At 32.3% G+C, this 1,926-nt stretch carries 3 protein-coding genes; all 3 read right to left on the bottom strand.

Annotation, left to right across the window (positions count from 1 at the left end):
- Positions 1-122 precede the first annotated feature (122 nt).
- From EAI80_RS12890 to EAI80_RS12880, 3 genes are read right to left on the bottom strand one after another with little or no spacing between them, the layout of a single operon-like run.
- Positions 123-398 carry a DUF188 domain-containing protein gene (locus EAI80_RS12890; protein WP_129982357.1) on the bottom strand — a complete coding sequence of 92 codons (276 nt, stop codon included), beginning with the start codon at positions 396-398 and terminating at the stop codon, positions 123-125.
- Positions 395-964, bottom strand: a complete 570-nt coding sequence (locus EAI80_RS12885) for a rhomboid family intramembrane serine protease (protein WP_226793784.1) — start codon at positions 962-964, stop codon at positions 395-397. Before EAI80_RS12885 ends, EAI80_RS12890 begins: the two co-directional genes overlap by 4 nt.
- Positions 961-1,737: a DUF5011 domain-containing protein gene (locus EAI80_RS12880; protein ID WP_129982356.1), complete on the bottom strand. Its 777-nt coding sequence runs from the start codon at positions 1,735-1,737 to the stop codon at positions 961-963. The genes EAI80_RS12885 and EAI80_RS12880 overlap by 4 nt, the downstream gene beginning before the upstream one ends.
- Between the last annotated feature and the right edge of the window lie 189 nt (positions 1,738-1,926).

The raw sequence follows: 1,926 nt of genomic DNA, 5'->3' as shown, positions 1-1,926 counted from the left end.
AAGAAGTTTCCTATATGTATTATACTATTTCTTACTCCAAATTTCTCTATCAGATGCATTAACGGCATTCATCCCCCCACCTATATTCTATATTGAGGTGTGGGGGGGTTCTGCCTGTTTTTTTAGATAAACCCTGAAGGATGAACAACAATCGCACCTTTTGTAAGAAGCATACCTGCTTCACCATAATCCTGTGTAATCACAAGATCACCCTTCTTCACATCTTTTAAAATAGCATAATCAACACTATCATTCCCCTGATCACATATAATAACTGATTCATAATCAAAGAAATGATTCATATCACAATACCCTATCATCTTTATATCATATTTATCACACAAAAAAGCGATTTTTTCAATATCTGGTGTTGCATCTCCATCAATTAGTATTCTCATATTACTTTTAAGAGATACATAATATACATAGTGAGGTATCCACCAACTAATCCACCTACATGTCCTGTCTTAGAAATACGAGAATTCATAAGAGTAAAGGCAAGGTTAATCGCAATACAAGGTAAATAGCCTCTTAATAAATCAAAGAAAGCACCACCTTTAAATAAACCCAGTCCAATAATAGCCCCTAAAAAGCCATAGAATAAACCACTTGCACCAATTGTGATAGAGTTATCCACACTAGAATCTCTATAAGAATAGTAATAAGTAGCAAGTGAACTCATCACAATAGAAACTAAGACAAGTATTAAATAGCGTACTGGTCCAAGTAGTGTTTCAAACATACGTCCTAAATAGAAGATACAGTACATATTCATAAATAAATGAAGAAATTCTGTATGAATAAAAGCAGATGTAATAAATCGCCAATATTCTCCTCTATTTTTCACATAAGGTGTATATAAAGCACCTAAATGCATCGCTTCTGAAGTTTTATTATCCTTAGAAAAATAATTAATATAAACAAAAACTGCTATACATATCGCCATAAATATATATGTGATCATTCAATAACCTCCACTACTCTTGTAACCTTAGCCATATTCTTAGAACTATCAGTAACTGTATATGTTAGAGCATAACGTCCTACAGTATTAGTCTGTACTTTACCTGTGACAACAATCTTATTTGTTAAGTCACCATCTTCATTATCATAAGCAGTGACACCTTCTCTTGCATTGAAGTTATCACCTAAATGAATGACTTTATCCTCTGCCCCTTTAATCACAGGAACAACTAAATCATTGGCAACAATGACTTTAATACGCATTGGAAAAGATGCATTACCTTGTTCATCTCTTACTACAACACGTTCAATATATGTACCTACCTTTTCATATGACTTTTCTTTAACTAGTTCTTCACTATTTTCTTTCTTTAAGAAATATATTTGTGTTAAAGATGCATCATTGACTTCAGCTACTGTTTTTTTTGCATAGAATGGCTGATTAGGATTTACATAATAAACAAGCTTTTTAAGTTTTACTGTTGGTTTTTTTGTATCTACAATCTTAATCTTAAAATCATAGTCACGTCCTGCATATTCAATACTTGCATTATAGTTACCTACTTTATTCAAGTTAACACGCTTCAAGTTTAAAGTAAGTGATTTTTTTATTCTATCTGGACAGATGACATAATCATCAATATTCTGTGATACTTCCTGTCCTAATTCATAAGTAAATACTGTCTGTTTCAATTCAAAAGTTGCCATAGTGGTAATCTTAAAAATAGAAAATAATTCAAGGAAAATAAATAATAGTAAAATGACAGTAATCAATTTGTTCCTCCATTTCACTAGTATCACCTCTTTCGCTCCTCATTATACTATAAAAGATATCTGAGTGACAAAAAAGATGATGTAAAAACATCGGGTCTTTAATTTTTGTGGGGGTCAGACCTTCGCTCTAAATATTTGGGGGTCTTGGAAACAGCACCTTTAAATCTGTGGGGGTCACACTGTGGCTCC

Source organism: Catenibacterium sp. co_0103, assembly GCF_004168205.1.
GTDB classification, from domain to species: Bacteria; Bacillota_I; Bacilli_A; order Erysipelotrichales; family Coprobacillaceae; genus Catenibacterium; species Catenibacterium mitsuoka_A.
Note: the sequence above shows the minus strand (reverse complement) of the source record. Positions and strands in the feature narration are given on the sequence as shown.